Raw genomic sequence first — 25,281 nt, 5'->3', positions numbered from 1 at the left:
CCGCGTATCTATCCTTATATCCATCTCGGGAGAGGACGATGAGCGACCAGCAAAAACGTTTGCAGATGGCGCTGGAGGCGGCGCACATGGCGATCTGGGATTCGCGCCTCATCGATGGCCAGGTCATCGACGGCACGGTCAGCTGGTCGGCCAAGGGCGCCGCCTTGCTGGGCCTGGAAGAGCAGGCCCTGACGCAGCCATTTCGCACCTTTCTCGGCTTCGTCCATGTGGATGACCAGGGCAAGATACTCGAGGTGATGCAGGAAGCCGTGCGCCAGCGCAACGGTTACGCCCTGCAGTACCGCGTCGTCTGGCCCGATGGCAGCGAACGCTGGCTGGCGGCCAAGGCGCAAGTGTTCACGGATGCGGACGGCCAGCCCGACCGCACCCTGGGCATCATCTGGGATATCACCGAGCACATGCTGCGCGAACTGCTGATCGCCGAGCGCAAGGAACTGGCCGAAGTGACGCTCAGCTCCATCGGCGACGGCGTCATCACCACCGATCCGTACGGCAAGACGCGCTACCTGAACCGGGTGGCCGAGCAATTGACGGGCTGGAGCAACGAACTGGCACGCGGCATGGATATTTGCCAGACCCTGCCGCTGGCTGACGAACGTACGGGCGAAGCGCTCGAGCACGTGGCATACAAATGCCTGCAGCAGCGCCAGGCCATCGGCATTTCAGCGCACTCGCAGCTGGTCACGCGCGACGGGCGGCGCATCGCCGTGGAAGACTCGGCCGCGCCCATCTGGTCGCGCGACGGCGACATCCTCGGCGCCGTCGTCGTGTTCCGCGACGTCAGCCACGAGCGCAAGCTGAGCCAGCAACTGTCGTGGCACGCCACGCACGACACCCTGACGGGCCTGATCAACCGGCGCGAATTCGAACACCTGGTCGCTGGCGCCCTGCACACGGCCAAGCAGGATGGCCACGTGCATGCGCTGCTGTACCTGGACCTGGACCAGTTCAAGGTCATCAACGATACCTGCGGCCACGGCGCCGGCGACGTGCTGCTGCAACTGCTGGCGAAAATGCTGCAGGCACAAATGCGCGACAGCGACATCCTCGCGCGCCTGGGCGGCGACGAACTGGGCGTGCTGCTGCCGCACTGCCCGCTCGATCACGCACGCGTGATCGGCGAACAGCTGCGCCAGTCCATCCGCGATTTCCGTTTCGCCTGGGATAGCCGCAGTTTTGAGCTGGGCGTGAGCATCGGCATGGTCGAAATCAGCCAGGACAGCAAGTCCATGAGCGAGCTGCTGAGCGCCGCCGACCAGGCCTGCTACCTGGCCAAGGAGCAGGGCCGCAACCGCATCCACGTCTACCAGGAATCGGACGTCATGCTGGCGCAGCGACACGGCGAAATGCTGTGGATTTCGCGCCTGAACGAAGCGTTCGCCCACGATTATTTCCGCCTGTACGCCATGCCCATCGTGCACCTGCACGACAGCCAGGAACACCACGACGAAGTGCTCATCCGCATCCGCAACAGCCAGGGCGACCTGATCTTGCCGGGCGCCTTCATCCCCGCCGCCGAACGCTACGACATGATGCTGTCCATCGACCGCTGGGTCATCCGCGCCGTCTGCGCGCATATCGAGAGCGTACGCGACAGCCTGCCGCCGATCGAAGCGATGGCGGAAAGCCGGCGCCGCGCACCGGCCCTGTATTCCGTCAACCTGTCGGGCATGTCGCTGGCCGATGCCGGCTTGCACGACTACATCACCGAGCAGTTCGTGCAATTCGCCATCGCACCCGAGCAGCTCTGCTTTGAGATCACGGAAACGGCCGTCATCGCCAACCTGCCCAAGGCGCAAGTGTTCATGCGCCAGCTCAAGGCCATGGGCTGCCGCTTCTCGCTCGACGACTTCGGCAGCGGCTTTTCCTCGTTCGGCTACCTGAAGGCGCTGCCCGTCGACTATCTGAAGATCGACGGCGTCTTCGTGCGCGACATCGCCAGCAACGCCATCAACCGCGCCATGGTCAAGGCCATCAATGAAGTGGGCCACGTGATGGGCTTGAAAACAGTGGCCGAATACGTGGAAGACGAAGCCACCCTGGCCGTCATCCGCGAGCTGGGCATCGATTACGCGCAAGGCTACGCCGTGGGCAGCCTGCGCCCGCTGACGGCGGGCGTGGATTAGCCACCAACGGCAACCAGTAGCTTTAAAACAATGCTGCATTGCTATCGCTAAATGCGGGCAAGCACGACCAATCTGGAGGATTTTGATCTACATCAATAAATTTGCGCAGGCGACTCCTTACACTGATCTCCATTCTTGCAATCGTGCAAGTCTTACTCACCAATTAGCTATTCAACTGATCAGGAAGCCGCGACCATGCGACAAAATTTGCCAGTGACTAACCGTGAAGTCCTCGTCCTGGACGATCAGGCCATCGTGTCGAAAACGGATATGAACGGCAATATCGTGTATGTGAATCCGTACTTCAGCCAGGTCAGCGGCTTCAGCGAGGCAGAGCTGCTCGGCTCGCCCCAGAACATCGTGCGCCACCCGGACATGCCGGCCGAAGCGTTTGCCGACCTGTGGGCCTCGGTCCAGGCCGGCACGCCGTGGACGGGCCTGGTCAAGAACCGCTGCAAGAACGGCGACTTTTACTGGGTGCGCGCCAACGTCACGCCCATCCGCGAAGCGGGCAAGACCATCGGCTACATGTCCGTGCGCGTCAAGGCGGACAAAGATCAGGTGAAAGCGGCCGAGGAAGCCTACGCGGCCATCCGCAACAAGGAAGGCGGCAACATCGTCATCAAGCATGGCCAGATAGTGCGCCCGGGCCTGGCGCACCTGCTGCACAATCTGACGCACATGTCGCTCAACCTGCGCATCTGGGCCGCCACCTCCATCGTCAACTGCCTGCAGCTGCTGGTGTGCGTCATCAGCCTGTTCGCCAGCGGCGGCAAGATCACCAATTACGCCATCTTCGGCGCCACCCTGTTCGGTTTCCTGATCAACGTTTTCCTCTGGTACACCTTGCGCATGTCTGTGCTCAAGCCGCTGGGCAAGGCCCTGAACGGCGCGCGGGCGATTGCCGCCGGCGACCTGTCGGGCAGTTTCGAAACGGACAGCACGGATGAAATGGGGCAATTGCTGCGCGCGCTGCAACAGATGAACAGCAACCTGATCGCCACCATCCGCGACGTGCGCATCAACGTGGAAACGATGGCCGTGGCCACCAAGCAAATTGCCGTCGGCAATATGGACTTGTCGGGCCGCACGGAATCGCAGGCGGCCAGCCTGGAAGAGACGGCTTCGAGCATCGAGGAATTCTCGTCGACCGTGAAACAGAACGCGGACAATTCGGTGCAGGCGAACGAGCTGGCCGTGGCTGCCTCGAAAGTGGCCGTGCAGGGCGGCGAGATCGTCTCCGAAGTGATCACCACCATGGACGACATCAACACCTCGTCGAAGAAAATCGTCGACATCATCGGCTTGATCGAAGGCATCGCCTTCCAGACCAACATCCTGGCCCTGAACGCGGCCGTGGAAGCGGCGCGCGCCGGCGAGCAGGGCAGGGGCTTTGCCGTCGTGGCGGGCGAAGTGCGCAACCTGGCGCAGCGCTCGTCCGTGGCTGCCAAGGACATCAAGCAACTGATTGAAATTTCCGTCGGCAAGGTGGGCGCCGGCATGCTGCAGGTGAACCGCGCCGGTGCCACCATGGAACAGGTGGTCAGCTCCGTCAAGCAGGTGACGGCCATCATGCAGGAAATCTCGATCGCCTCGCGCGAACAGAGCATCGGCGTCGACCAGGTCAACCAGGCCATCGCCCACATGGACCAGGTGACGCAGCAGAACGCGGCCCTCGTGGAAGAAGCGGCCGCGGCCGCCACGCGCCTGGCGGAAGAAGCGGCCAGCCTGTCGCAAGCCGTGAGCCTGTTCAATTTCGGCAAGATGCCGCCACCGCGCCGCGTCGCCACGCCCGGCGGCAAGTCGGGCGCTGCGGGTGCAGCGAACGCCGGCAAGCCCGCCATGAAACGCCTGGCCGCCTAAACCTTTCAAGACTTCATACACATCATGCCTACACTACTCAGCAGTGCTTCCGCCGACCTGGACGCCGTCGTCGAATTCGACCCGGTCATCATCGGCAAGATGAGCCAGTCCGGCCCCCGCTACACGTCCTACCCGACCGCAGACCGTTTCAATGCCGACTTTGGCTATGGCAACTTCCTCGAAGCGCTGGCCGCCCTGCGCATGCGCGGCGGCCGCCGTCCGCTGTCGCTGTACGTGCACGTGCCGTTCTGCGACACCCTGTGCTACTACTGCGCCTGCAACAAGATCATCACGAAAGACCGCAGCAAGGCCGCCACCTATCTCAGCTATTTAAAGCAGGAAATCGCCATGCAGGGCAAGCTGTTTGCCGGCATGAACCAGATCGAGCAATTGCACTTCGGCGGCGGCACGCCCACTTACCTGAGCGAAAAGCAGATGGACGAACTGATGGCGCATTTGCGTCAGCATTTCGAATTCGCTTCCGATGAAGACGGCGAGTATTCGATCGAGATCGACCCGCGCACCGTCTCGCGCGAGCGCGTGTTCTCGCTGCGCGCGCAAGGTTTCAACCGCATCAGCCTGGGCGTGCAGGATTTCGACGCCGACGTACAGAAGGCCGTCAACCGCATCCAGCCGGAAGCGGAAACGGTGGCCATCATGCAGGCCGCGCGCGACGCCGGTTTCCGCTCGATCAGCATCGACCTGATCTATGGCTTGCCGAAACAAAACCTGGAAACGATGACGGAAACGCTGCGCAAGGTGATCAACGCCAGCCCCGACCGCATCGCCCTGTACCACTACGCGCACATGCCGCATCTGTTCAAGCCGCAGCGCCGCATCCTCGACGCCGACATGCCCGACAGCGCCACCAAGCTGGCCATGCTGGGCCTGTGCATCGCGCGCCTGACGGCCGCCGGCTACGTCTACATCGGCATGGACCATTTCGCCAAGCCCACGGACGACCTGGCCGTGGCGCAGCGCCAGGGCCGCTTGCACCGCAACTTCCAAGGATATTCCACGCGTGCGGAAGCGGACCTGATCGCCTGCGGCGTGTCGGCCATCAGCTCCGTCGGCGCCGTCTACAGCCAGAATGAAAAGACGCTCGACGCGTACTATGAAAAGCTCGACGAAGGCGTGCTGCCGATCGCGCGCGGCATCAAGCTCGACACGGACGATTTGTTGCGCCGTATCATCATCCAGATGCTGATGTGCAATTTCGAATTGTCGATCGCCAGCATCGAGCAAGCGCACCCCGTGAAATTCCGCAGCTATTTCGCCGCCGAGCTGGACAAGCTGCGCGAACTGGCGAGAGATGGCTTGCTCGTCATCGAGGAAGACTGGCTGACGGTGACGCCGAAAGGGCGCTTGTTGATCCGCAATATCTGCATGGTCTTCGACCGCTACCTGACCCTGGCGCGCGCGAATACGGCGCCCGACGCGGTGCAGCCGCTGCGCTACTCGAAAACGGTGTAGCGCCACGCGATGAACACCCTCAGCCTCGTGCCCATGTTCCTCGTCGGCCTGGCCGGCAGCGTGCACTGCATCGGCATGTGCGGCGGCATCGTGGGCGCCCTGTCGCTGGGCGCAAGCGCACCGGCGGCGCCTGCGCGCCCGGTCATCGCCATTGCCGTGGCACGGCCGGCATTGCAGACAACCTTGCAATCGAATGTGCTGCGCGTGCTGGCCTACAACGGCGGGCGCATCGGCAGCTACATGCTGGCCGGCGCCCTGGCCGGCAGCCTGGCGGGCGCGGGCATGCTGCACCTGGCGTCACTACAAGTGGCCGGCTACTGGCTGGCCAACCTGATGCTCGTTGCTTTGGGCCTGTACCTGATGGATGCCTGGCGCGGCCTGGCCCATCTGGAAGCGGCCGGCAACGTTGTCTGGCGCCGCGTGCGCCCCCTGCTCAAACCCTTGATGCCGATGGATACGCCGTTCAAGGCGCTGGCCGTGGGCGGGCTGTGGGGCTGGGTGCCGTGCGGCATGGTCTACAGCGCGCTGCTGACGGCCATGATGCAGGGTTCGGCCCTGAACGGCGCGGCCACGATGGCCGCCTTCGGCCTGGGCACCCTGCCCACTTTGCTGGGCATGGGTTTGCTGGGCACGCGCTTGCGCACGCAGATGCAGCGCCGTCCCGTGCGCATCGCCAGCGGCTTGCTGGTGCTGGGCTTTGGCTTGCTGGGCCTGCTGCGCGCCGCGAATGGCGTCTCGCTGGGCTGGCTCGACGCCCTGTGCGTCACGGGCCATCCATGAAAAGACGCATGAAAACAAACCTATGAATGCTGTTTTACAACCCTCCGCCTGCTTCCATTGCGGCTTGCCCGTGCCAAGCGGCTCGAGCTGGAACGTCACCATCGACGACGTGCCGCGCGCCATGTGCTGCCCCGGCTGCGAAGCGGTGGCGCAAACCATCGTCGACATCGGCCAGAGCGCCTACTACCGCGACCGCGACGAATATGCCGTCAATGCGGCCGATGCGACCATGGTACCGCCCGAACTGCGCCTGTACAGCAATGACGACGCGCAATTCGCGCGCGACGCCAGCAGCTGCGAAGCGACCTTGTCTGTCGAAGGCATCCGCTGCGCCGCCTGCGTCTGGCTGATCGAGCGCCAGCTGACGCGCCTGCCCGGCGTGCAGGCGGCCAGCCTGAACGTCGCCACCGAGCGCCTGTACGTGCGCTGGAGCCGCGCCCAGTGCGAGCCGGGCGACATCCTGCAAGCCGTGCGGCAAGTCGGCTACACGGCCTATCCGTATGACGCCGTGCGCCATGGCGAGCGCCTGCAAAAAGCCAGCAAGACCCTGGGCCGCCAGCTGTTCGTGGCCGGCCTGTCGATGATGCAGGTGATGATGTACGTGGCGCCCGCCTACCTGGCCGAGGATGGCACCTTGGACGACAATATGGCCAGCCTGATGCGCTGGGCCAGTTTGCTGCTGACCCTGCCCGCCATCTGTTACTCCGCCATGCCGTTCTTCCAGGGCGCCTGGGCCAGCTTGCGCGCGCGCACCCTGGGCATGGACGTGCCCGTCGCACTGGGCATCCTGGCGGCCTTCTTCGGCAGCGTGGTGGCGACCTTCACGGGCCGCGGCGAGGTGTATTACGACTCGGCCACGATGTTCATCTTCCTGCTGCTGTGCAGCCGCTATTTCGAGCTGCAGGCGCGCCGCAAGGCCGCTTCCGCGCTCGAGCGCCTGCAGCACGCCTTGCCTGCCTCCGCGTCCTTGATGGCGGGCTTTCCCGACAACCGCGCCACCACCCTGGTGCCGGCCGGCAGCCTGGCCGTGGGCGACATCATCCTGGTCAAGCCGGGCGAAGCGATCGCCGCCGACAGCGTCATCATCGAGGGGAGCAGTGCGCTGGACCTGTCGCTGCTGACGGGCGAAAGCGCGGCCCAGCGACGCAAGACAGGTGAACAGGTGCCGGGCGGGGCCATCAACGCCAGCGCGGCGCTGATTGTGCGCGTGCTGAAACCGGCGCGCGAAAGCACGCTTTCCGATTTATTGAAACTGATCGAGCGGGCCGGCAGCGGCAAGCCGCAGATCGCGCAGTGGGCCGACAAGGTCGCCGCCTGGTTCGTGCTGGGCCTGCTGCTGTTCGCCGTCGCCGTATTCGCCTTCTGGAGCTGGCATGACCCGTCGCAAGCGTGGCCCGTGGCGATTGCCGTGCTGGTTGTGTCGTGCCCGTGCGCACTGTCGCTTGCCACGCCAACGGCGCTGGCGGCCGCCACCGACAGCCTGCTGCGGCGCGGCGTCCTGATCGTCCAGCCGCATGTCTTGGAAACCCTGCACCGCGCCACCCACATCGTCTTCGACAAGACGGGCACCTTGACCCTGGGCCGGCCCGTGCTGCGGCAAATCGAAGGGCTCGGCAGCCTGAGCGAGGACGATTGCCTGCAGGTGGCCGCCGCGCTGGAAGCGGGCAGCGCCCATCCGCTGGCGCAGGCGATCCTGGCGGCAGCCGAAGGGTTGCCAGGACAGCAACCGCGCACGCATGCGGAACAGTTGCAGGAAGTGCAAGGCCAGGGCCTGGAAGGCATCGTCGATGGCGTGCGCTACCGCCTGGGCAACGCGGCCTTTGTCGCCGCCATCGCCGGGCCGCCGCTGGGCGACACGGCCGTCGGCATGCAGGGCATGACGCCGCTGTACCTTGGCACGCAGGGCCGCTGGCTGACGCGTTTCCTGCTCAGCGACGCGCTGCGCCCGGAAGCGCGCGACGTCGTCGCGTATTTCCACCGGCGCGGCAAGCAGGTCGTGCTGCTCAGCGGCGACCAGGAAGCGCTGACGCAAAGCGTGGCGACGGAACTGGGCATCAACACGGCCTGCGGCGAATGCCTGCCCGATGAAAAACTCGATTTCGTGCAGCAGTTGCAGGCAACGGGCGCCGTCGTGGCGATGGTGGGCGACGGCATCAACGACGCCGCCGTGCTGAGCGGCGCCGACGTGTCCTTCGCCATGGGGTCCGGCGCCGCCCTGGCGCAGGCGCATGCGGACACGGTGCTGCTGTCGAGCCAACTGGTGTCCGTGCTCGACACGGCGAAGACGGCTGCGCGCAGCATGCGCATCATCCGCGAGAACCTGGGCTGGGCCACCCTGTACAATCTGACGGCCATCCCGGCCGCCGCGCTGGGTTTCTTGAACCCCTGGCTGTCCGGCGTCGGCATGGCTGCCAGCTCGGCCGTCGTCATCGCCAACGCCCTGCGCCTGCGGAAAGCCTGAACATGGAAGCACTGTATCTCCTCATCCCCTTGAGCGTCGTGGTCGTCTTCATCGCCCTGTGGGTGTATTTCACGGCCTCGGACGGCGGCCAGTTCGACGATCTCGTCGGACCGGGCCTGCGCGTGCTGCAGGACGACGACACGCCGCCCCAGCCGGCGCCCGGCGAACCGCATCCCTGACCGCACCAGCCCGGCCGGCGCGTCTGCCCCCCAATCCGCCCTGATTGCAGGGATCTTGTATGGCTTTTTTGAGCGGAATTTGACCGAAATATCACTTTATTTCGATGCCAGTTCGCTACGCTTATTTCATCCGGGGAATTTTGATCCACATCAAAGTTTTTTCACGGTCAAACACTTACTCTCTGGCCACCATCATAAATAGTAATTCCAGGGAGAGTCTTTGTGGATCAATCGCTGAACTATAACTACAAGATCGTGAAGCAATTCGCGGTCGCTACTGTGGTATGGGGCATCATCGGCATGCTGGTTGGCGTTATCATCGCCGCTCAGCTGGCCTGGCCTGCCCTGAACCTCGACATACCATGGCTGACATACGGACGCCTGCGTCCGCTGCACACGAATGCGGTGATTTTCGCCTTCGGCATCTGCGGCCTGTTCGCTACCTCGTACTACGTCGTGCAACGCACCTGCCAGGTGCGCCTGTTTTCCGACAAACTGGCCGCCTTCACCTTCTGGGGCTGGCAAGCCGTGATCCTGTGCGCCGTCGTTACCCTGCCTATGGGCATGACACGCGGCAAGGAATACGCGGAACTGGAATGGCCTATCGCCATCCTCATCGCCGTCGTCTGGATCGCCTACGCCATCGTGTTCTTCGGCACGCTGATCAAGCGCAAGGTCAAGCACATCTACGTGGCCAACTGGTTCTTCGGCGCCTACATCCTGGCCGTGACGATTTTGCACGTGGTCAATGGCGCCGTCATGCCAGCCTCGTTCACCAAGTCGTATTCCGCCTATGCGGGCGTGCAGGACGCCATGATCCAGTGGTGGTACGGCCATAACGCGGTGGGTTTCATCCTGACCGCCGGCTACCTGGGCATGGTCTACTACTTCATCCCGAAACAGGCCGAGCGCCCCGTGTACTCGTACCGTTTGTCGATCGTCCACTTCTGGGCGCTGATCTTCACCTACATGTGGGCGGGCCCGCATCACCTGCACTACACGGCATTGCCTGACTGGACGCAATCGATCGGCATGGTCTTCTCGCTGGTCCTGCTGGCGCCAAGCTGGGGCGGCATGATCAACGGCATCATGACCCTGTCGGGCGCCTGGCACAAGCTGCGCACCGACCCGATCCTGAAATTCATGATCGTCTCGCTGTCGTTCTACGGCATCGCCACCTTCGAAGGTCCGATGATGTCGATCAAGACCATCAACTCGCTGTCGCACTACACCGACTGGACCGTTGCCCACGTGCATGCGGGCGCTCTGGGTTGGGTGGGCTTCATCACCATGGGTTCGATCTACTACCTGCTGCCGCGCCTGGCTGGCCGCACGCAGATGCACAGCACGCGCCTGGTCGACGTGCACTTCTGGGTGGCCACCATCGGCATCGTGCTGTACATCGCCGCCATGTGGATCGCCGGCGTGATGCAGGGCCTGATGTGGCGTGCGGTCAATCCGGACGGCACCCTGACCTACACCTTTGTCGAGAGCGTGAAAGCGACGTATCCGTACTACGTGGTGCGCGTGGCCGGTGGCCTGCTGTACCTGTCGGGTATGTGCATCATGGGCTACAACACCTGGATGACCTTGCGCGGCAGCAAACTCCCCGTCGCCCGCATTCCGGAACTGAACGCGGCGCACGCCTGATAGGAGCGAAAGCAAATGAAATTTTCACATGCATGGATTGAGAAAAACCCCTGGCTGCTGATCGCCTTGGTCACGGTGGTGATCAGCATCGGCGGCGCCGTCGAGATCGTCCCCCTGTTCTTCCAGAAGAGCACGACGGAACCGGTCGCCGGCCTGAAGCCGTATTCGCCGCTGCGCCTGGCGGGCCGCGACATTTACGTGCGCGAAGGCTGCTACAACTGCCACTCGCAGATGGTGCGTCCGCTGCGCGCGGAAACGGAACGCTATGGCCACTATTCGGTCGCCGGCGAGTTCGTCTATGACCGTCCGTTCCAGTGGGGTTCCAAGCGCACGGGGCCCGATCTGGCCCGCGTGGGCGCCCGCTACAGCGACGAATGGCACCGCACGCACTTGAACAACCCGCGCGACGTGGTGCCCGAGTCGAACATGCCGTCCTACCCCTGGCTGGCGAAGACCAAGCTGGTGCCTGACGAGATCGTGCCGAAGATGCGCGCCCTGAAACGCCTGGGCCAGCCGTACAGCGAGGAAGAAATCGCCGCCGGCCCCGCGCAGCTGCAGGACAAGACGGAAGAAGACGCCCTGGTCGCCTATCTGCAAGGCCTCGGTACATTAATCAAAACAAGGAATTAGCATGGCAATCGAAAACCTGTTTGACAGCGCCAGCAGCGTCATGACGGTGGTTTCCTTTACGACGTTCGTGGGCATCCTGTGGTGGACGTTCAGCCGCAGCAACAGCGACTTCGACGCGGCGGCACGCCTGCCGTTCGCCGACGAAGCGCTCGACTATCCGGCCGAGGCCGAGATGAACCTGGCGAAGGAGCATAACCATGGCTGACTTTACCAATGGCTTCTGGAATATCTACATCATCGTGCTGTCCCTGCTGGGCATCATCGGCTGCGGCGTGCTGCTGTACTCGCAGTCGAAAGTGAAAGTGGTCGCCGGCGCCCCCGCCGACGGCACCACGGGCCACGTCTGGGACGAGGACTTGAAGGAACTCAATACGCCGATGCCGCGCTGGTGGATGTGGCTGTTCTACATCACCATCGTCTTCGCGCTGGCCTACCTGTTCCTGTATCCGGGCCTGGGCAACTATGCCGGCAGCCTGGGCTGGAAATCGACGGGCCAGTACGAGGAAGAGCTGAAGAAGGCGGAAGCCGACTACGGTCCCCTGTTCAACAAGTACCTGAGCCAGGACTTGAAGACGGTGGCCGCCGACCCGCAGGCGCAAGCCATCGGCCAGCGCCTGTTCCTGACCTACTGCGCGCAATGCCACGGTTCGGATGCGCGCGGCAACAAGGGCTTCCCCAACCTGACGGACAAGGACTGGCTGTATGGCGGTGAACCCGACATCATCAAGACCACCATCCTGCACGGCCGCAATGGTCAGATGCCTCCGATGGGCGCCGCCCTCGGCTCCGAAAAAGATGTCGAGAACGTGGCCCATTATGTGCTGAGCCTGTCCGGTTCCACCTCGGATCCCGTCAAGTCCGTGCTGGGCAAGGCCAAGTTTGGCGCCTGCATGGCCTGTCACGGCGCCGATGCGAAGGGTAACCAGATGCTCGGTGCGCCGAATCTGACGGACAAGGTCTGGCTGTACGGCGGCAGCGCCGATACCATCATGGAAACCGTACGCAAGGGACGCAGCAACACCATGCCGGCCTTCAGCGATTTCCTCGGCGAATCCAAGGTACACGTGCTGTCGGCGTATGTCTGGAGCCTGTCGAATCCTCAGACGCCCGTGAAATGATGTAATGGAACCTCAAGTCATCAAGATGTATGCGGCCCGCGAGCAGATCTACCCTCGCGAGGCCAAAGGACGCTACGCTACCTGGCGATGGGTATGCGTATGGCTTACCCAGCTCGCGTTCTACGGCTTGCCGTGGTTGACCTGGAATGGCAGGCAAGCCCTGCTGTTCGACTTGACCACGCGCAAGTTCTACATTTTCGGCGTCGTGCTGTGGCCCCAGGATTTCATCTATCTGGCGGCCCTGCTGATCATCTGTGCGTATTTGTTGTTCCTCGTCACGGCCATTGCCGGACGGGTGTGGTGCGGGTTCTCTTGCCCGCAAACGGTATACACGGAAATTTTCCTGTGGGTCGAACGCCGCATCGAGGGCACGCGCAGCGCGCGCATGGCCCTCGACAAGCAGGGCCCGTCCGTGCGCAAGGCGTTCAAGAAGACGGCCAAGCACGTGGTGTGGGGCGCCATCGCCCTGTGGACGGGCTTTACCTTTGTCGGCTACTTCACGCCGATCAAGGAACTGGCGCAATCGGTGGTCACCTTGAATTTCGGTCCCTGGGAATGGTTCTGGGTCTTGTTCTACAGCCTGGCAACCTACGGCAACGCGGGCTGGCTGCGCGAGCAGGTGTGCAAATACATGTGCCCCTATGCGCGCTTCCAGAGCGCCATGTTCGACCAGGACACCCTGATCATCACCTACGATGCCAAGCGCGGCGAACCACGCGGCGCCATGAGCAAGAAGGCCGGCCACAACGACAAGCTGGGCGATTGCATCGACTGCACCCTGTGCGTGCAGGTGTGTCCGACCGGCATCGATATCCGCAACGGCCTGCAGTATGAATGCATCGGCTGCGCCGCCTGTGTCGATGCCTGCAACAGCGTGATGGACAAGGTCGAGCGGCCGCGTGGCCTGATACGCTACAGCACCGACCATGCGATGGAAAACAACTTCAATTCGAAGCAGATACGCCAGCGCGCCATGCGCCCGCGCGTCTTGATCTACACTTCCATCCTGGCCCTGATCATCATCGCCGTATGTACCTCGCTGGCCCTGCGCACGCCCCTGAAAATGGACGTGATCCGCGACCGCGGTTCGATGGGACGCGAAGTGGAAGACGGCATGATCGAAAACGTCTACCGCCTGCAGATCATGAACACGTCCGAGCAAAGCCAGCACTTTAAAATCAGCGCTTCCGGCTTGCCGGGCCTGACCTTGCTGACGCGCGAAGAAGTGACCTTGCAGCCGACGGAAACGCTGGGCTGGCCGATCCGCCTGCGCGTGCCGCACGGCGTGGGCGAGAAGGGGTCGAACAAGATTGCGATCGAATTGCAATCGCTGGACGACCCGTCGCTGCATGTGCGTGAAAGCGCGGTCTTCATCGTGCCGCGGTAATGTTGATTCGGGGTCGGACCCTCTGGGTCCGACCCCGGTATTTCGCCGTAGGGGTAGCATTCAATATGCGGTAGGTTTACTGTATTTTCAACCCAGAAGCAAAAGCTGGGGTCAGACCCAAAGGGTCTGACCCCAAGGAGAACAAAATGTCCGACAGTCTGAAACTGCAGCCTCCCGTTGCACCGTGGTACAAGCACCGCTGGCCATGGCTGCTGATGATCGGTCCCGGCCTGTCCGTGGTCGTCGGCAGCTTCATGGGCTATATCGCGTTTACGCAACCCGATGCGCTGGTGGTGGGCGATTATTACAAGCAGGGCAAGGCGATCAATCAGGATTTGAAGCGCGACACGATCGCCAGCGACCTGGCCATGGATACGAGCCTGTCGTACGACGTGGCGCAAGCGCGCCTGACCGGTTCCGTGCACAGCTTCGGCAAGGCTTATCAGGGACCGCTGCAGCTGCACCTGGCGCATGCGACCCTGCCGGAAAAGGATATCAAGCTGCTGGTGCAGCCCGATGCGGCCGGAAATTTCTCGGTGCCCCTGCCGATGCTCGAGCGCAGCCGCTGGCAAGTGCTGGTGGAAAACGACAAGCGCGAGTGGCGCCTGTCCGGCATCTGGACCTGGCCCGTGCAGCGCAGCATCGCGCTGCATGCGGATGAAGAGCTATAAAGCTTATTTGCAGACGTCCGTGCCTGCCGTAATGGCTTTCAGCTTAGCAGGCTGCAAGATCTCGATCTCGCGGTTCGACACGCGCAGCCAGCCTTCCTTCTTGAATTTCGACAATAAACGGCTGACGCTCTCGATGGTCAGGCCCAGGTAGTTGCCGATTTCCTCGCGCGACATGCGCAGCTGGAATTTGCTGCTCGAATAGCCGCGCGCCTCATAGCGCGACGCCAGGTTGACGATGAAGGCGGCAAAGCGCTGCGTCGCCTGCATATTGCCCAGCAACAGCATCACGCTTTGCTCGCGCGTGATTTCCTGGCTCATCATGCGGTGGAAATGCCGCAGCAGAGTCGGCATATTGCCCAGCAATTGTTCCAGGCTGGAAAACGGGATTTCACACACTTCGCTGTCTTCCAGCGCCACCGCATTACAGTGGTGGCGGTCGGCGCTGATGGCGTCCATGCCCAGCAGTTCGCCGGCCATCTGGAAACCCGTCACCTGCTCCTCGCCGCCCGGATTGATCTGGTAGGTCTTGAAGTGCCCCAGGCGGATCGCGTACAGGTTCTGGAACGAGTCGCCGATGCGGAACAGCGAGGCGCCGCGCACGATCTTGCGGCGGCGGCCGATGATCTGGTCCAGCCTGTCCATGTCGCCCATATCGAGGCCCATCGGCAGACACAATTGATGCATGCTGCAGGTCGAGCATCGCGCACGCAACGCTTCCACGTTCACTGTGGGCAAGGTTGGAGTGATTAGCGCTTCAGTCATGTCGGTACCTTTTAGAAAATGCAACAACAAGTTTACTGCATACCGGGTTGCCGTGTGCCAATTTCACCGCAATTTCGCTGAATAAACGACGTTCCGACTTTAATTATATGGCAACATCGTCAAAAGCCCATGCGGGTAGGGGCTTTTGTGCGGCGGCGCTTGCCAAGCTGGGGTATTGATAGGAAAATTCCTGACAGCATTATCTGCCGCCTGTGCCGCCCGGTACTGAAAAGGAAATCATGAAGCCTCTCGGCATCAAAGCAAAAGTCGCGCTGGCCACCAGCCTGACCTCGATCGCCATGATCGCGCTGGTCACCATGATACAGGTGCAGCACATGCGCGACGACTTCACCCGAGTACTGCTGAGCCAGCAGTCATCCCTGATCAGCCGCACCGCTGCCGAGCTCGACGACAAGCTGGGCATGCTGCTGCAGATCGTCACCCTGACGGCCAGGCAGCAGCCGCCGGAACTGATGGCCCAGCCGGCCCAATTGCGCGAATACTATTCGCGCCGCTCGATGCTGGTGCTGTTCGACGACGTGCTGGTGCTCGACGCGCAGGGCGCCGTCGTGGCCGACATGCCGGAAGTGGCGGGACGCACGGGCATCAACGTTGCCGAGCGCGAGTATTTCCAGACCGTGCTGCGCACGCGCCAGCCCATGATCACCGAACCGATGCTCGGCAAATCGAGCGGCATGCCCATCGTGCAGATGGTGGCGCCCGTGCTGGCCGCCGATGGCCAGGTGGCCGGCGTGGTGATCGGCGTGCTGCGCCTGTACAAGGACAACCTGCTGGGGCGTCTGCGCTCGGAAAAGATCGGCAAGAGCGGCTATTACTTCATCCTCACGCGCGGCGCCGTGCCGCGCTACGTGCTGCATCCCGATACCAGCCGTTTGCTGCAGCCGCGCCAGCCGAGCGCCAACCTGACGACGACCCAGCTGCTGAAGGAAGATGGCGAAGGCAGCATGGTCAGCACGAACAGCCGCGGCATCAAGGCCGTCAACAGCTTCAAGCGCCTGAAATCGGTGAACTGGCTGCTGGCCACCTCGCTGCCCGTCGCGGATGCCTTCGAACCGTTCGATGGCGTGCTGTACCGGCTGGTGCTGTGGAGCATCCTCGCTTCGCTGCTGGCCGCCGCCGTGCTGGGCTGGGTCACCGTGCGCCTGCTATCGCCGCTGGTGCGCCTGCGCAACACCCTGCTGGCCCTGCGCACCAGCGGCAGCCGTTTCACCCCCGTGCCGGTGCAGCAGCGCGACGAGATCGGCGAACTGACGGAAGCGTTCAACGGCCTGATGAGCGAGCGCGACCGCCTGCAGCAGGAACTCGAATCGCGCGCGGCGGAACTGGAGCAGGAACGCGACCGGGCCGAGGCGGCCAACCGCGCGAAGAGCGATTTCGTGGCCAACATGAGCCATGAAATCCGCACGCCCCTCAATGCCGTGCTGGGCATGGTGTATTTGCTGGGTAATACCAAGCTCGACACGGAACAGCGCAAGTATCTGACCATGGTGCGCGTGGCGGGCCAGTCGCTGCTGGGCATTCTCAACGACGTGCTCGACTATTCGAAGATCGAGGCGCGCCGCATGGAACTGTCGCCCGTCGAATTTGACCTCGACGAAGTCATGAATACCCTGGCCACGACGATGACGATGAATGCGGGCGAAAAGGAGCTGGAACTGGCCATCGCCGTCGAGCCCGACGTGCCGCGGCGCCTCGTGGGCGACGCCCAGCGCCTGCAGCAAATCCTCGTCAACCTGGCCGGCAACGCCATCAAGTTCACGGAGAGCGGCGAAGTGGTGGTGGCCGTCAGCCTGGCCGAGAGCAAGAGCGAGAGCGGCCGCGCCTGGCTGCGCTTCGAAGTGCGCGACACGGGCATCGGCATGACGGAACTGCAGCAACAGCAGCTGTTTGCCGCGTTTTCACAGGGCGACCAGAGCATCACGCGGCGCTTCGGCGGCACGGGCCTGGGCCTGGCCATCAGCAAGCAGCTGATCCACATGATGGGCGGCGACATCGCCGTCGCCAGCAGCGAAGGCAAGGGCAGCCGCTTCTGGTTCAGCGTGCCGTTCGAGATGCTGGCGCAGCCGGCCGAAACGCGGCGCACGCCAGCGCTGGGCCAGCTGCGCCTGCTGGTGGCCGACGATAACCGCACCACGCGCGAACTGATCGTCAAGCTGATCGAGGCGTGGGGCTGGCTGGCCGATGAAGTCGATTCCGGCTTTGCCGCCATCGAACTGTACCGCGAGCGCCTGGCGCAGCAGCAGCCGTACGACGTGGTGCTGGCCGACTGGCACATGCCCGTCATGGACGGCCTGGCCACGGCCAAGGCCATCCGCCAGGCGGCCAGCGGCCAGCGCCAGCCCATCGTGGTGATGGTCAACGCCTTCGCCCGCAACCACCTCGAGGAAATCTCCAGCGCGGCCGAGGCCGACGTCGTGCTGATGAAGCCGATCACGGGATCGAGCCTGTTCGATGCTCTGCATCAGGCGCTGATCACGAAGAACGACGGCGGCGAGCAGCGCATCCTGCACCAGCCGCTGGGCACGGAACTGGCCGGCGTGCATTTCCTGCTGGTGGAAGACAATCATTTGAACCAGGCCGTGGCGCGCGGCATCCTCGAACACATGGGCGCCACCCTCGACGTGGTGGGCGATGGCTTGCAAGCCGTGGAACGGCTGCGCACGGAAGCGCTGCGCTACGACATCGTGCTGATGGACATGCAGATGCCCGTCATGGACGGTTTCAGCGCCACCCACATCATCCGCACGGAACTGCGCCTGAGCCTGCCCGTGATCGCCATGACGGCCGGCGTGCTGGCGTCCGAGCGCGAGCGCTGCATGACGGCCGGCATCAGCGACTTCATCGCCAAGCCCGTCGTGGTGGAAGAGATGATGGAAGTCATCCTGCGCCACCTGCCCAAGCGCCCGCAAGTGCAGACGGCCGAGCCGGTGCGCGTCGCCGATGAGGAAGTGTTTTCCATGGCGCCGCTGATGCGCGTGATGGGACGCGACGCGAAGGGGCGCGGCGTGCTGCGGCGCATGGTCGAAGACGCGCTGAACAAGGGCATGACGCCCGTGCGCGACGCGGAAACGGCCTTGCAGGCAGGCCGCCACAGCGACGTGGCGCGCATCCTGCACAGCGTGCGCGGCTCCGTGGGCACCCTGGGCACGAAACGCCTGATCCGCGCCGCGTTCGCCACCGAGGAAGCGATCGACGCTGGCCGCCTGGACGAAGTCCCAGGCCTGCTGGCGCACACGGCGCAGGAGCTGGAACTGGCGCTGGCGGCGGCGGCGGATTGGTTGTCGCGGTTGAAGGATTAGGCCTGCAACGTAAAGCTGGGGTCAGACCCGCCGGGTCTGACCCCGGAACTTTGCTCAGCGCCGCCGTTTACGCCGGTACACCGAGGATCACACTAGATGCTTTAAACATCGCCGTCACGCTGCCGCCAAGTTCGATACCCAGGTCCGTGCTGCTCTGATTGGTGATGATGGCGGCGATCGTGCCGCCGCGCGGCAAGTCCAGCACCACTTCCGTGTTGACGGCGCCCGTCTGCACGCGCGTGACCGTGCCGGCCAGCTGGTTGCGGGCGGAAAAGCGCGCGCCTTCGCTGTCGGCCACGAGGATGATGGACGAAGCCTTGATCAGCGCAAACGCTTCGGCGCCAGGCACCAGGCCCAGGCTTGCGCTGCTGCCCTGCGTGACGATGGCCACGATGTGCTGGCCACCCGGCAATTCCAGGGTGACTTCATCGTTGACGGCGCCCTGTTTCAGTTCGGCCACCTTGCCCAGGAATTGATTGCGTGCCGTGGTTTTCATGGCCATTCTCCGTATGAGTAAAAGATCGTCGGCGATGCCTTCGGCCTGGCTGCCCAGCTGGCGCAGGTAGCGGGCATGCTCGCGTTCGATGATGCGGAAATTGTCGACCAGCTGGCGTCCCCGTTGCGTGAGCCGCGTGCCGCCGCCGCCCTTGCCACCCGTCAGGCGCTCGACCAGCGGTTCGCCGGCCAGGTTGTTCATCGCGTCGATGGCGTCCCAGGCTGCCTTGTAGCTCATCTTTACAAGCTTGGCCGCCTGCGTAATGGAACCGCATTCGGCGATGGCGCCCAGCAATTCCACCCTGCCGGCGCCGCCCAGGTTTTCTCCGCCCACCATCATCCATACCGAGCCTTGCAAGCCGATTTTATCCAATACGTTCACCCAATGCCATGTGGTCTTCCCTGTTATCGATCTGTCCGTCGCGCAAGTACAGCACGTGCTCGCCCAGGATGCGCGCATCTTCCGGATCGTGCGTGATCAGGATCATGGGCACGTCCAGGCGCTGTTGCCACTGGCTCAGTTCCAGCCGCATTTTGACACGCAGGGCCGGGTCGAGGGCGGCAAACGGCTCGTCGAGCAGCAGCGCGGACGGCTCGGCCACGAGCGCCCTCGCCAGCGCCACCCGCTGGCGCTGGCCTCCGGACAACTCGTCGGGGAACTGGTGCGCCAGTTCCTGCAAGTGGAAGGCGTCGAGCCAATGCTCGACCTTCTGCAATTTTTCGCGCGCGCGCGGATTGAACCATCCCCGGCTCAGGCCAAAGCCCACGTTCTGGCGCACCGTCAGGTGCGGGAACAGCGCGTAATCCTGGAACAGATAGGCGACGTTGCGCTGCTGCGGCGGCAAATTGATGCCGGCGGCCGAGTCGAACAAGGTGCGCCCGTTCAGGCGGATATGGCCTTCGTCCGGCGTGAAGAGGCCGGCAATGGCTTTCAGGGTCATGCTCTTGCCGGCGCCGGACGGGCCATACATGGCGATGCGCTGGCTGCCGGACGTGCATTGCACCTGCAGGTCGAAACGGCGTTTGCCGGAGCGCAAGGTGGCGCGGATGTCGAGGTCGAGTTGCATGGGCGTCATCCTCAGCGTCCTTTGTGCGCGACGCGCCCGGGCGCCAGGCGGCCAGCCGACAGCAGCACCACGATGCAGACCACCGAGATGATCACGACCAGCGTATTGGCCACGTCGTCCTGGCCCGCCTGCACGGCTTCATACACGGCTACCGACAGGGTCTGCGTCTTGCCGGGAATGCTGCCGGCCACCATCAGGGTGGCGCCAAACTCGCCCAGCGCGCGCACGAATCCCAGCAGCACGCCGGCGAGGATGCCGCGCCAGGCCAGCGGTAACGTGACGCGAAAGAAAATCGCCAGCTCGGAAATGCCCAGCACGCGGGCCGCCTGCTCGAGCTGGCCGTCGACGGCCTCGAAGGCGGCGCGCGCGGGCTTGAAGACGAGAGGGAAAGCGACCACGGTGGAAGCGATCACGGCGCCCTGCCACGTAAAGATGAGGTTGATGCCGAAGTTGTCCTGCAGCCAGATGCCCAGGGTGCCGCGCCGGCCCAGCAATACCAGCAGGTAATAGCCAAGCACGGTCGGCGGCATCACCATCGGCAGGGTCAACAGGGCGTCGAGCAGCTCGCGCCCGGGAAAACGCGTGCGCGCCAGCAGATAGCCCGTACCGATGCCGAGCAACAAGTTGAGCGCCGTGGCCCATGCCGCCACTTTGAGCGACAGGGCCAGCGCGGTCCAGGCGATATCCATGCGCGTTCGTTTGCTTTATGGCTTTTTAAAGCCGTACTTGGCCAGGATGGCTTGCGCCGGCGTCGTCTGCAAATAGCTGACGAAGCGCTTCGCTTCGGCCGCATTACCGCTGCCCTTGATGGTGGCGATCGGGTACAGCACGGGCGCGTCCAATGGCACGTCCAGCACCACGTTCACCTTGTCCTTCATGATGGCCGCGTCGGTGGCGTAGACAAAGCCCGCATCGACTTCGCCGCGCGCCACGTAGTCGAGCGACTGGCGCACGTTCTGCGTGCCGATGGCTTTCGGTTGCACGGCGTCCCACAGCTTCGCCTTCTTCAGCGCGCCTTCGGAATAGCGGCCGACGGGCACGCTGGCCGGATTGGCGATGGCCACGCGGGTCACGCCCTTGTGCGTCAGGTCAGCCAGGCTCTTGATGCCCAGCTTGCTATCGTGCGGCACGATCAGCACCAGGCTGTTGCCGACGAAGTCCATGCGCTCGGCCGGCAAGACGAGGCCCTGCTTTTGCGCCGCATCCATGGTTTCCTGGTCGGCCGAGGCAAACACGTCCACGGGCGCGCCTTTGACGATCTGCTGCAGCAGCACGCCCGAAGCGGCGAAGTTCAGGGATACCTTGCTGCCCGGATACTGCGCCTCGTAGCTTTGCGCCGCCTCCTTGAACGCATTCGTCAGGCTGGCCGCGGCCGACACCACCACTTCGCCGGCAAAGGCGGACGAGGCGGCGGTGGCGAAGAGGGCGGCGCCGAGCAGTGTGGCGAGGGAGGTGAGGCGCATGATCGTATCCTTGATGAGAAGAGAACCTGGTCCGTAATATACACCGATATATAGCGCTCTGCCATCGCACAGGTCAAGCCAGCGCAAGCTGCATTCCCTGATATACTGTATATAAACACAGTATATCGAGGTGAGCCATGGAATTGACGGACAAGCTGGAAATCCTGGCCGACGCGGCCAAGTACGATGCATCCTGCGCCAGCAGCGGCGCGCCCAGGCGCGATTCCATCGGCAAGGACGGCTTTGGCGCCACCTCGGGCATGGGGATTTGCCACAGCTACACGCCGGACGGGCGCTGCGTCTCGCTGCTGAAAGTGCTGCTGACGAATTACTGCCTGTACGATTGCCAGTACTGCGTCAACCGCCGCACGTCGAACGTGCCGCGCGCGCGCTTTACCGTGGCCGAAGTGGTGAAACTGACGAGCGACTTTTACCTGCGCAACTACATCGACGGCCTGTTCCTCAGTTCCGGCATCATCCAGTCGGCCGACTACACGATGGAGCAGCTGGTGCAGGTGGCGCGCGAGCTGCGCGAAGTGCACCAGTTCCGCGGCTACATCCATCTGAAAACCATTCCCGACGCCGATCCGGCCCTGATCGCGCAGGCGGGCCGCTATGCCGACCGGCTCAGCGTCAATATCGAACTGCCGACGCAGGACAGCGTGCAAAAGCTGGCGCCGGAAAAGAGCGTGCACACGATCAAGCTGGCGATGGGGTCGATACGCCGCAAGCTCGACGAGAAAGCGGAAGAACCGCGCGCGCCGCGTTTCGCGCCGGCCGGGCAAAGCACGCAAATGATCGTCGGCGCCGACGCCAGCGACGACCAGCAGATCCTCTCCACGGCCGAGACCCTGTACGGCAGTTATAAACTCAAGCGCGTGTACTACTCGGCCTTCAGCCCGATCCCCGACAGCCCGAAAAGCGTGCCGCTGGCGCCGCCGCCCATGCTGCGCGAACACAGGTTGTACCAGGCCGATTTCCTGCTGCGCAGCTATGGTTTCCAGGCCAGCGAACTGCTGCCCGCCACGGGCGGCAACCTGGCGCTCGATATCGACCCGAAACTGGCGTGGGCGCTGGCGCACCGCGAACATTTTCCGCTGGACTTGAACCGCGCGGCGCAGCACATGATCGCCCGCGTGCCCGGTATCGGCTTGCGCAGTGCCCAGCGCATCGTTGACCTGCGGCGGCTGCGGCAAGTGCGCTACGCCGACCTGTCGCGCCTGCGCTGCAGCATGAAGAAAATCGCTCCCTTCATCATCACGGCCGACTACTTTCCCGCGCGCGACACCACCGCCTCCGAACACCTGCGGCGCGCCATGGCGGAGGCGCCGCAGCAGATGAATCTGTGGCCGGAGCTGCAGGCCGCATGAGTACGGTGGTGCGGCTGGCGCAGTCGTTCGACGAGTGGCGCGCTGCAGCAAGGGAACTGATCGCGCTTGGCGTGCCACCTGCCGACGTTGCCTGGCAGTGTCAACACGGTGAGGGCGACCTGTTTTCCGCCACGCCGGATGCCACGGATACCAGCGCGCCACTGCTGCGCCTGCCCCGTCCACTGGTGGAATTGCTGGAAAGCGCCGCCTGCTTCAACGTGCCTGACCGCTGGGCCTTTTTGTACCAGGTGCTGTGGCGCTGGCAGCAGGGCCAGCACGACGTGATGTCGCCGGCCGACGCGGACGGCGCGCGCCTGCACGCCATGGTCAAGGCCGTGCACCGCGAAGAGCACGACATGCATGCGTATGTGCGCTTCCGCGAACGGCCAGAATGCGAGGGCGCGCCCCGTTTTGTCGCCTGGTTCGAACCCGTGCACGAGGTGCTGCCGCAGGTGGCGCGCCACTTCGCCCGCCGCATGGGAGCTACCAGCTGGATGATCGCCACGCCCGCCGCCAGCATGCTGTGGGATGGCACGACCTTGCACGCGGGCCCAGCACTGATGCAGGGCGCGGCCGATATCGACGATGCGGGCGAAGCCCTGTGGCTGACCTACTACCGCAGCATCTTCAATCCCGCGCGCGTGAATGCGGATTTGCTGCACAGCCATATCCCCTCGCGTTTCTGGAAAAATTTGCCGGAAGGGGCCATCGTGCCCGCCATGCTCAGCGGCGCCGCCAACGGCGAACGCCGCACGGGCCAGACGGCCAGCGTGGGCCAGCGCAGCGGCGCCACCATGATTCCGATTGCCGCCGAGCGCGCCCAGCCAGTGCGCGAAGTAGCGACAAGCCTGGACCAGTGCCGCCGCTGCGAACTGTGGAAAAGCGCCACGCAAGCCGTGCCCGGCATTGGCCCAGCACAGGCGCGCATCATGCTTGTGGGCGAGCAGCCGGGCGACCAGGAAGACCTGGCGGGACTGCCGTTTGTGGGCCCGGCCGGCGCGCTGCTCGAGCAAGCCATGCAAGAAGCGGGCATGGCGCGCGACAGCATCTACCTGACCAATGCCGTCAAACATTTCAAGTGGGAACCACGCGGCAAGCGCCGCCTGCACAAGACGCCCGCGCAACGCGAGGTCCTCGCCTGCCATGGCTGGCTGGAAGAAGAGATTGAGCGTGTCCAGCCACAGGTGATCGTGGCGCTGGGCAGCACGGCATTAAAATCCGTGCTGCAAGATGGCGCGGCAAGCATGACGCCGCTGATCGGCACGACGATCGAGCATGCGGGGCGCTCGGTGATTACCGTGTATCACCCGTCGTATGTGCTGCGCGCGCCGGATGCGGCCAGCAGGCGGCAGGCTTACGCGGTCATAGTGGCGGGGCTGCGGCAGGCGCTGCGGCTAGAGCAGGATAACCATCACAGCGTCGTGGCCGGCACATCCTGTCCCTCATCGCGCCGCGCATAACGCTGCGCGATCACGGCACAGATCATCAGCTGAATCTGGTGGAACAGCATCAGCGGCAAGATCACCATGCCCAGCGAACGCGTGGAAAACAGCACCTTGGCCATCGGCACGCCGCTGGCCAGGCTTTTCTTCGAGGCGCAAAAGACGATGGCGATTTCATCTTCCTTGTTGAAGCCCAGGCGGCGGCTGACAAAGGTGGAGATGCCCAGCACCAGCGCCAGCAGCAAGGTGCTGATCAGGCCCAGGGCGACCAGGGTTTCCACCGAGATCGTATGCCACAAGCCTTCGCTGACGGCTTCGCTGAAGGCCGTGTAGACCACCAGCAAGATCGAACCCTGGTCGACGTATTTCAGGGTGGCTTTGTGGCGGTCGACCCAGCGGCCGATCCAGCGGCGCAGGAACTGGCCGGCCAAAAATGGCAACAGCAGCTGCATGACGATGGACAGCACGGCATCGACCGACGACTTGCTTTCCGCGCCCTTGGCCACCAGCAAGCCCACGAGGATGGGGGCAAGGAAGATGCCGATGAAGTTCGAGGCCGAGGCGCTGCAGATGGCGGCTGGCACGTTGCCGCGCGCCATGGCCGTCATGGCGATCGAGGACTGCACGGTCGACGGCAGCGCGCACAGGAACAAAATGCCCATGTACAGGTCGGGCGTGAGGAAGGTCAGCGCCAGTGGGCGCAGGGCCAGGCCCAAGAGCGGAAACAGGACAAAGGTGCTGGCCAGCACCAGCAAGTGCAAGCGCCAGTGCATGGCGCCGGCCACCACGGCTTCGCGCGACAGCTTGGCGCCGTGCAGGAAGAACAGGGCGCCGATGGCGACCGTGGTGATGTTGCCGAAGACCACGGCCGTCTGGCCCGTGCAGGGCAGGAAGGTGGCCAGCGCCACGGTGACGAGCAGGGCGATGGTGAAATTATCGGGTTTCAGATTGCGCAGCAGGGCAGCGGGAGAAAAAGAAGACATGCGGTAGCCTGGTAACGGCG

21 protein-coding genes are annotated in these 25,281 nt (G+C 63.7%); 15 read left to right on the top strand and 6 right to left on the bottom strand.

Annotation, left to right across the window (positions count from 1 at the left end; all coding sequences use genetic code 11):
* The first annotated feature begins 38 nt into the window (after positions 1-38).
* From MRBLMS1_RS18530 to MRBLMS1_RS18475, 12 genes are all read left to right on the top strand, one after another.
* Positions 39-2,147, top strand: a complete 2,109-nt coding sequence (locus tag MRBLMS1_RS18530; protein ID WP_485880943.1) for an EAL domain-containing protein — start codon at positions 39-41, stop codon at positions 2,145-2,147.
* A gap of 195 nt (positions 2,148-2,342) precedes the next feature.
* Positions 2,343-4,010, top strand: a complete 1,668-nt coding sequence (locus MRBLMS1_RS18525; protein ID WP_128140667.1) for a methyl-accepting chemotaxis protein — start codon at positions 2,343-2,345, stop codon at positions 4,008-4,010.
* Positions 4,011-4,034: 24 nt separating this feature from the next.
* Positions 4,035-5,483: an oxygen-independent coproporphyrinogen III oxidase gene (gene hemN, locus MRBLMS1_RS18520; protein WP_128140668.1), complete on the top strand. Its 1,449-nt coding sequence runs from the start codon at positions 4,035-4,037 to the stop codon at positions 5,481-5,483.
* Positions 5,484-5,492: 9 nt separating this feature from the next.
* Positions 5,493-6,263 (top strand): sulfite exporter TauE/SafE family protein, encoded by a 771-nt coding sequence (locus MRBLMS1_RS18515; RefSeq protein WP_485880940.1) that lies wholly within the window; start codon positions 5,493-5,495, stop codon positions 6,261-6,263.
* Between the two features lie 22 nt (positions 6,264-6,285).
* Positions 6,286-8,724 (top strand): heavy metal translocating P-type ATPase, encoded by a 2,439-nt coding sequence (locus MRBLMS1_RS18510; protein ID WP_485880938.1) that lies wholly within the window; start codon positions 6,286-6,288, stop codon positions 8,722-8,724.
* A 2-nt stretch (positions 8,725-8,726) separates the two neighbouring features.
* Entirely contained in the window at positions 8,727-8,903 is a 177-nt protein-coding gene (gene ccoS / locus MRBLMS1_RS18505) for a cbb3-type cytochrome oxidase assembly protein CcoS (RefSeq protein ID WP_034752510.1), read from the top strand.
* A gap of 222 nt (positions 8,904-9,125) precedes the next feature.
* Positions 9,126-10,553, top strand: a complete 1,428-nt coding sequence (gene ccoN, locus MRBLMS1_RS18500) for a cytochrome-c oxidase, cbb3-type subunit I (protein WP_034752511.1) — start codon at positions 9,126-9,128, stop codon at positions 10,551-10,553.
* A 15-nt stretch (positions 10,554-10,568) separates the two neighbouring features.
* On the top strand, positions 10,569-11,183 hold the full coding sequence (gene ccoO / locus MRBLMS1_RS18495; RefSeq protein ID WP_034752513.1) for a cytochrome-c oxidase, cbb3-type subunit II: 615 nt from the start codon (positions 10,569-10,571) through the stop codon (positions 11,181-11,183).
* A 1-nt stretch (position 11,184) separates the two neighbouring features.
* The gene (locus MRBLMS1_RS18490; RefSeq protein WP_128140672.1) at positions 11,185-11,388 is read left to right on the top strand and encodes a cbb3-type cytochrome oxidase subunit 3; all 204 of its coding nucleotides are present in this window, start codon (positions 11,185-11,187) and stop codon (positions 11,386-11,388) included.
* Positions 11,381-12,301, top strand: coding sequence for a cytochrome-c oxidase, cbb3-type subunit III (ccoP, locus tag MRBLMS1_RS18485; protein ID WP_034752517.1), 921 nt, complete (start codon positions 11,381-11,383; stop codon positions 12,299-12,301). Before MRBLMS1_RS18490 ends, ccoP begins: the two co-directional genes overlap by 8 nt.
* A 4-nt stretch (positions 12,302-12,305) precedes the next feature.
* Complete coding sequence (ccoG, locus tag MRBLMS1_RS18480; RefSeq protein ID WP_128140673.1) at positions 12,306-13,688, top strand: cytochrome c oxidase accessory protein CcoG; 1,383 nt, start codon at positions 12,306-12,308, stop codon at positions 13,686-13,688.
* Positions 13,689-13,834: 146 nt separating this feature from the next.
* The gene (locus tag MRBLMS1_RS18475; RefSeq protein WP_485880933.1) at positions 13,835-14,359 is read left to right on the top strand and encodes a FixH family protein; all 525 of its coding nucleotides are present in this window, start codon (positions 13,835-13,837) and stop codon (positions 14,357-14,359) included.
* 3 nt (positions 14,360-14,362) lie between these two features.
* Here MRBLMS1_RS18475 and fnr read toward each other — a convergent pair whose 3' ends face one another.
* Positions 14,363-15,121, bottom strand: coding sequence for a fumarate/nitrate reduction transcriptional regulator Fnr (gene fnr, locus MRBLMS1_RS18470; protein WP_128140675.1), 759 nt, complete (start codon positions 15,119-15,121; stop codon positions 14,363-14,365).
* A gap of 239 nt (positions 15,122-15,360) precedes the next feature.
* Between fnr and MRBLMS1_RS18465 the strand changes: the two genes are divergently transcribed.
* A complete protein-coding gene (locus tag MRBLMS1_RS18465) occupies positions 15,361-18,441 on the top strand; it encodes a response regulator (protein ID WP_485880930.1) in 3,081 nt (1,026 codons plus the stop codon).
* Positions 18,442-18,508: 67 nt separating this feature from the next.
* Here MRBLMS1_RS18465 and MRBLMS1_RS18460 read toward each other — a convergent pair whose 3' ends face one another.
* Genes MRBLMS1_RS18460 through modA form a run of 4 tightly spaced genes read right to left on the bottom strand, consistent with a single transcriptional unit; the run spans position 18,509 to position 21,466 of the window.
* Positions 18,509-19,276, bottom strand: a complete 768-nt coding sequence (locus tag MRBLMS1_RS18460; protein WP_485881045.1) for a TOBE domain-containing protein — start codon at positions 19,274-19,276, stop codon at positions 18,509-18,511.
* A gap of 25 nt (positions 19,277-19,301) precedes the next feature.
* The gene (locus MRBLMS1_RS18455) at positions 19,302-20,003 is read right to left on the bottom strand and encodes a sulfate/molybdate ABC transporter ATP-binding protein (protein WP_128140677.1); all 702 of its coding nucleotides are present in this window, start codon (positions 20,001-20,003) and stop codon (positions 19,302-19,304) included.
* Between the two features lie 11 nt (positions 20,004-20,014).
* Positions 20,015-20,692: a molybdate ABC transporter permease subunit gene (gene modB, locus MRBLMS1_RS18450; protein ID WP_128140678.1), complete on the bottom strand. Its 678-nt coding sequence runs from the start codon at positions 20,690-20,692 to the stop codon at positions 20,015-20,017.
* 15 nt (positions 20,693-20,707) lie between these two features.
* The gene (gene modA / locus MRBLMS1_RS18445) at positions 20,708-21,466 is read right to left on the bottom strand and encodes a molybdate ABC transporter substrate-binding protein (protein ID WP_485880927.1); all 759 of its coding nucleotides are present in this window, start codon (positions 21,464-21,466) and stop codon (positions 20,708-20,710) included.
* Positions 21,467-21,603: 137 nt separating this feature from the next.
* On the opposite strand from modA, the gene MRBLMS1_RS18440 reads away from it, so the two are divergent.
* Together MRBLMS1_RS18440 and MRBLMS1_RS18435 are read left to right on the top strand one after the other, a co-directional pair.
* Complete coding sequence (locus MRBLMS1_RS18440; protein WP_485880925.1) at positions 21,604-22,836, top strand: putative DNA modification/repair radical SAM protein; 1,233 nt, start codon at positions 21,604-21,606, stop codon at positions 22,834-22,836.
* Positions 22,833-24,296, top strand: coding sequence for a UdgX family uracil-DNA binding protein (locus tag MRBLMS1_RS18435; RefSeq protein WP_485880923.1), 1,464 nt, complete (start codon positions 22,833-22,835; stop codon positions 24,294-24,296). The genes MRBLMS1_RS18440 and MRBLMS1_RS18435 overlap by 4 nt, the downstream gene beginning before the upstream one ends.
* Here the strand turns inward: MRBLMS1_RS18435 and MRBLMS1_RS18430 are convergent.
* Entirely contained in the window at positions 24,248-25,261 is a 1,014-nt protein-coding gene (locus MRBLMS1_RS18430; RefSeq protein ID WP_051991317.1) for a bile acid:sodium symporter family protein, read from the bottom strand. The genes MRBLMS1_RS18435 and MRBLMS1_RS18430 overlap by 49 nt on opposite strands.
* Between the last annotated feature and the right edge of the window lie 20 nt (positions 25,262-25,281).

Origin of the sequence: Massilia sp. LMS1-1-1.1, from assembly GCF_040815535.1 — a bacterium.
In the GTDB taxonomy this organism is placed as follows: domain Bacteria; phylum Pseudomonadota; class Gammaproteobacteria; order Burkholderiales; family Burkholderiaceae_D; genus Janthinobacterium; species Janthinobacterium aestuarii.
This window is presented reverse-complemented; position numbering and strand designations above follow the sequence as displayed.